Here is a 5,350-nt window from a genome sequence, read left to right on the forward strand (position 1 = left end):
CAGTTTGGAGAGCTGCAAATAGATTTTGCTCACCTGAAACAACCAGGTGCATTGCCCCTGAATATCCAAGGTGCCGTCAGCCTTAAAGGCTGGGGCGCCTTCGGGTAATGCCTCCACTATCCGCAATCCACCGTAACCGCCGTGCTGTTGCCAATCCAGTGCGCCGTAACGCCCATCAATCAAGAAATTGACACTGCCCAGTTCCATCTCGCACAGACCAATGCTGTAAGTTAGCGGCACCTTGAATTTGTAATTTTGTGGGGTATTCAGGAAGGCTGCTTCGAACGACTCCATATGCGTCCGAGTGGTCTCATGGCCCATGCCGATGCTGTATCGCTGGCAGTTTTTCGCCTCCAGCGGCATGTAATTGGCTTGGACTTCAATCGCAAAGTTGGCGGGCAGCTTTCCTTTGATCGTGAAGCTTTCGCTGCCACTGCGCTTGGTCAGCGACAGGGCGCTTTCCTTGACGAAACTCCCCACCCAATCGCAGGCACTAAGGCTCAGCAGCATCAGCCCGAGTCCCGTGAATCGAACAGCGCGCTGTCGTGTATTGGCACCCTTCATGACACTCAATTCCTGATGGCCCAGAAGTCCAGCTCAAGCCCCGTGAACTCACCCGAAATGTGGAAGGCAAAACCGCCAGAGCGTTTGAGGTCCGCCACTTCTTGTTCACTAAACTCGAGGGTGAAATAGGATTTATTGGCATGGAAAGGAATTTGCCGTGGAGCTACGGCCAGAGGCGAGACCTTGATGCCAGGCAGGTGCAGGTTGACCAACTGGCGGATGCTTTCCACCGTGCCCGCTTTAAGATGGGCCGGTAGACGAGTACGCAGTTCCTCGGTGTCGCACTGAGCGCTGGCCGCCAATACGAAATAGGAGGAGTCGAGCAACGTTGGGTCCTTGATCGGGGAGACCTGGATGTTGTATTTGGCCTGTTGCAGTTCCAGTTTGATGGCGTGTTGCTCGAGCACCATCGAGAGTACCTGGCGAATCGCATCCGTCAGTTGGCGTAAACAGGCCCCTTGGTCGCTGTGCTCGTATTGCAGAGCCATATCCGGGCGTTTGTCGTCACTGGCGAATGTCGTCAACTCCCCTAAAAGCCCCAGCAGTACGAGATAAACTTCTTCAGGGTGAGCCTGATCGGTCCTAAGGGAATGGCGTAGCAGCAACTCGTAGCGGTTGATCAGTTGCAGCATCATGAAGTCGCCGACTTCGGCACCTCCCACCTGTCCGCTGGACCGGATGCGTGCCGCCAGCTTGTCGCCGCGATTACCAAGCAGGGAGAGCACCTCCTTCAGGAAGGCCTGTAACTCGCTGTGGGCGTTGAAATGGAGGTGAGTGGCAATAAATTCTTTGTCGAGTGCAATGCCATCAGTTCCATTGGGAGCAATGACCTGACAAATCTTGATTTTGACGAAGTGCTGATCGTTCGGTTGTTCACCGAGTAGCAGTCGAAAATCAGGCTTTGCACAACTGGCGTCGCACACCGAGAGTCCCTCGGCGAAGGAGTCGGCGATTTTCAGGTCATGGGCCAAATATCGAGCAAGTACGTCCTGATGTTTCACATCGCGGGTTTCGATGTGGTTTCCGGTGACCAGTGGCAACGCCAAGTAAACCGGCACATTATGCGTGTTCTTGGGTACGTCCAGTACCAGAGCCTGAGTATCGTGACCCAGTTCGAACAGACTGCCATCGGGCAGCACGCCCGACGCTTTACTGATCACGATTTTGCGGGTGTTGAAATAATGCTCGTCGATTTCCAGCGTAAACAAGCCCCAGCCATAACGGCTCATCAACTGGGTGCGAGCTTTCAACTGGTAGTCATAGTGGCGATCATTTTGTTGGAAATGCTGCGGCATCAACAGCATGCCCTCTTTCCAGACCATTTTATGGCTGCTCATGGTGTCTCCTTGCTTATGGCCACCGGCGCGTTCGAGTTGTGAATGCCCGAGTCATCGAGCAGCAAATGGGTTTGGGTGATCCCCGCGGGGGTCAGTTGAATCAGATAGCGCCACTGGGTTTCTGGCAAATTTCGGTAGGCTGCAAGGACACCGACATAGCGGCTATCGCTCTTCAATCGAAGGTTCATCTGATGGTGGGTGCCGGGGAGCAACCTTACCTCTTCACTGGAGATCAGGTCGGGTGACAGCGTTTCATTGGGGCGCTCGTACAGGCCGAAGAAGTCGGTCGTCTCGAAACTCACTGGATGCTTGAGTTCGATCAGGCGCAGCACTAACGGCGAAGGCCTACCATTGATGTCCGGATTGAGTTGCTTGCTGGCGAACAGTTGCAGATCCAGCTTGGTGACCTGTGAATGGGGTGACAATGCGGAGCAGGCGCTGAGCAGCCACGCACAGATCAACGCCGCCAATAATTTGAAGTGAGGCATCAGGATCATCCTGGGTATGAACTCTGGAGGGTGCAGATCAAGCGCACTTGTTCTTCGTAAGCCTGGGCAAAGTCACGAGCCAACAGCCGTTCACTCCATTCACTGTCTAAGTTCAACGTTTGGTGATGACGGCAATAAGCGCGCCACGTGCTACCGGGCCACAGCGACGTTTGGCGGCTCTGCTCGAAGCGTAAGGTCAGTTGTGCTGGAGCGAACTGCTCCAGGGCTCCACGCAACGCAGCACGGCTGGCGGAAAGCAAAGCCACCTGATGAGCTTGCAAGTCACGGAAACTGCGAGCAATCGATTGCTCAGCGGGAAGTTGCCCCGATTTTTCATCACCCAATAATTCCCGGAGCGCTTGCTGACTATCACTGGCATGCTTGAGCGGGTTGCTGCTCGCGATTTGAACGCTAGTTAACGCCAGGTGCAGTTCATTCTTCAGCTCACTGCGGGTTCGAATACTTTGATGTAAACCGGCCATGCTCTGCTTTAGCAATCGTGCGGCTTTCAGCGCGAGGGCTTCGCGGCTGTCATTGTTAAATTGAGCAAGATCAATACCCAAGACCTCGCCGAACTGCTGCCAGAACTGTTCTGACTGACATTCAGCCGGGGCAGCTGCGGGGGCTTCTGGGGACTTAACCGTCTCCGAAATCAGGCGTGGTAACGGCATATGCTGCGTTTGGATAGCCGCATGGTCATATTGCTGTATCGGTAAGGGCGGCGGATCTAGCAGGCTGTCGAGCAGATCGACATCACCAAACGACCAAGACCGTTCTCTCTGATCAAGTATTTCCAGCGGGCTGCCGAAAAAGTCATCATCGGGGATCGTGCCGACGGTAGGCCGTTGAACGCCGAACGAACGCTCATCCAACGTTTCGTTATGGCCCAGGTGTGCAGTGATTTCACTGTGCGCCAAAGCGTATACACAGCCGTGCTCAATGCGTTTCGCCTGACCTTCTTGCAGGCGTGTTCGATCTGCCGCGAGAAAGGTTCCGTTACGGCTGTTGTTATCGGTCAGGTAGTAAACACCCTCTCGATAAGTGACCAAGGCGTGTTGATTCGAAAGATGTCGAGCAGAATCGGGAATCACCCAGTCACACCCCTCGTCACGGCCAATCATCCCTCCACGACGATCAAATATCTTACTGGTACTTGAGATAGGTATGCCATCCAGCGACTTGGTAATAGTGAGTTTCAGCTGCATTCCTATGCTCCCCGCTGCTCGGTGACGGCTGCTTGCGGAGTGCCCAGGGGGCGGTATTCGGCATCACTGAATCGATAGTTACCGGTACACCCGGCCAGAACAAAAGCCAGTACGGCCACAGGCCAAAGTCGATGCATAAATAAGCTCCTTGAAAAACGGAAAAGCAGCCGGGGTCGCCCGGTTCGGGTTATAGGTATGGCTAAGTGTTTTTGGGTTCGGCTCAGGCGTATGGCCGACTCTCGGTCGAGGACCGGAGCTGAGCCAATTTTTCGGCTTTCTGAATGTCCCCTAACGCTCGCCAGGCACTGAACAGTTCCGGCAGGTCTTCCCGTTCAATCAGATCACCGAACACGTCTTGAGCACTGACGACGTGCAGGGCTTGAACCTGCAAACGCACTTGGACTCGAGTGAGAGCAACAATCTGCTCAGAGCGCAGTTGCTTGATTTGAGTCAGGCCCGAATTGAAAAGCTCTTGCAGCTCAAGTGGGGTTTTCTTGTAGAAGCGCATGTCGTTTCTGCTACGCAATGCCATTCGAAACTCGATGAACGTCGCGGGTTTCCAATTTTCCAACATCTGTTTTGTGTGGTTAACCTGCTCAGCGATATCCTTAGCCTCATTCTCGGTAAACAACACGCCACCCCGCTCTCGAACGCTTGCGTCCCAGCGTAGCAATGTCGTGAGAGCGCTGCGACTGTAACCCGAATGGCTGGAGTGTTCGCTAGCAGAAAACGCCTGTTCAATCAGACTTTTACGCTGGGGCATATCGCCCGTGAGATCTATATCCGCCGCATGCATTGCGCACTTAAATTCGGAAAGGCTCGCGCACCCAGGCTGCCAGAGTATCGCTGTCTCACTACCCGTTCCGAACTTGCGAGGCATGAAATGACGTTGCTCTCCATGATGCTCATAGGCATCACCTTTTAGGTTGAGTAAGCCGCCCAACAACACGGTTACTGCCCAAATAGCGGAGACCGCCGGGGAGACCAACATGGCACTGCCGAGCGCGAGTTGTTTCCATTCTGCGTCCATCCAAGGAGAGGGTACGCTTGGAACCGGGTCGTTATGGTTGACGATTCGGTGGTGAACCAACTCTTTCGCCGCATTGGTAAAACTACGATTGCCAGCACGGGGGGCGCCGAAGGTATAGAGTTGAATATCAGCAGACCAATCACGGCGTAGCCATTCGGCGAGCAACAGTGCAATCGCACCACCCAGGCTGTGACCACAGACAATCAGTGTTTGCTCGCCAGTGTAGAAGGCATCCAGATATTTGCTTGTGAACTTTTTCACTACCAAGAAAGCGTTGTAGAAACCGCGATGAGCCTGCCCCTCGCCTTCAGCGTAAGGCACTTGCTTAGCATCAAGGTCGCGGACGATATCCCATCCTCCTTGAGTCCCTCGAATCGAGATGAGTACCACTTTATCGTTATGAGTAGCAAAGACCTGAGTGTCAGTTTTTTTATCGTTTAGAAAATGCACCTTCTCCGGAACATCCCAATCGTTACCGGCTTCTTCTTTATAGCGTGTGGGGTCATGGGGCATGATTTCCAGTCGCTTCGAATAGGGCACTTCCTCGCAGAGCATGTGGTAGGGGCTAGCATCGTTAAAAACCGTGGGTTTGACCAAGTGTCCCAGTTGCGTTTGCAATACATGCGCGATGCTGCCTACATTGTTGTAAGGCGGCGGAGTCATATTTTCTCCTGGCTCACCCGCTGTGCTGAAAGCGCCATATGCGGTCACTGTCATCAATGCCAG

General features: G+C 53.8%; 5 protein-coding genes and 1 pseudogene. All 6 read right to left on the minus strand.

The annotated features are described in order from the left end of the window. Positions 1–564 (minus strand): annotated as a pseudogene (locus tag ACI77I_RS31470) (hypothetical protein); the annotation flags it as partial. A gap of 5 nt (positions 565–569) precedes the next feature. Continuing rightward, the gene (tssK, locus tag ACI77I_RS31475; RefSeq protein WP_407000086.1) at positions 570–1,901 is read right to left on the minus strand and encodes a type VI secretion system baseplate subunit TssK; all 1,332 of its coding nucleotides are present in this window, start codon (positions 1,899–1,901) and stop codon (positions 570–572) included. Then, the gene (tssJ, locus tag ACI77I_RS31480) at positions 1,898–2,389 is read right to left on the minus strand and encodes a type VI secretion system lipoprotein TssJ (RefSeq protein ID WP_407000088.1); all 492 of its coding nucleotides are present in this window, start codon (positions 2,387–2,389) and stop codon (positions 1,898–1,900) included. The genes tssK and tssJ overlap by 4 nt, the downstream gene beginning before the upstream one ends. Positions 2,390–2,394: 5 nt before the next feature. Continuing rightward, complete coding sequence (gene tagH / locus ACI77I_RS31485; protein WP_407000090.1) at positions 2,395–3,594, minus strand: type VI secretion system-associated FHA domain protein TagH; 1,200 nt, start codon at positions 3,592–3,594, stop codon at positions 2,395–2,397. A 2-nt stretch (positions 3,595–3,596) separates the two neighbouring features. Then, the gene (locus ACI77I_RS31490) at positions 3,597–3,731 is read right to left on the minus strand and encodes a type VI secretion protein (RefSeq protein WP_407000092.1); all 135 of its coding nucleotides are present in this window, start codon (positions 3,729–3,731) and stop codon (positions 3,597–3,599) included. An 83-nt stretch (positions 3,732–3,814) separates the two neighbouring features. Further along, a partial coding sequence (locus ACI77I_RS31495; RefSeq protein WP_407000094.1) for a lipase family protein occupies positions 3,815–5,350 on the minus strand: 1,536 nt, incomplete at its 5' end.

Source organism: Pseudomonas sp. D47 (assembly GCF_045447305.1).
In the GTDB taxonomy this organism is placed as follows: domain Bacteria; phylum Pseudomonadota; class Gammaproteobacteria; order Pseudomonadales; family Pseudomonadaceae; genus Aquipseudomonas.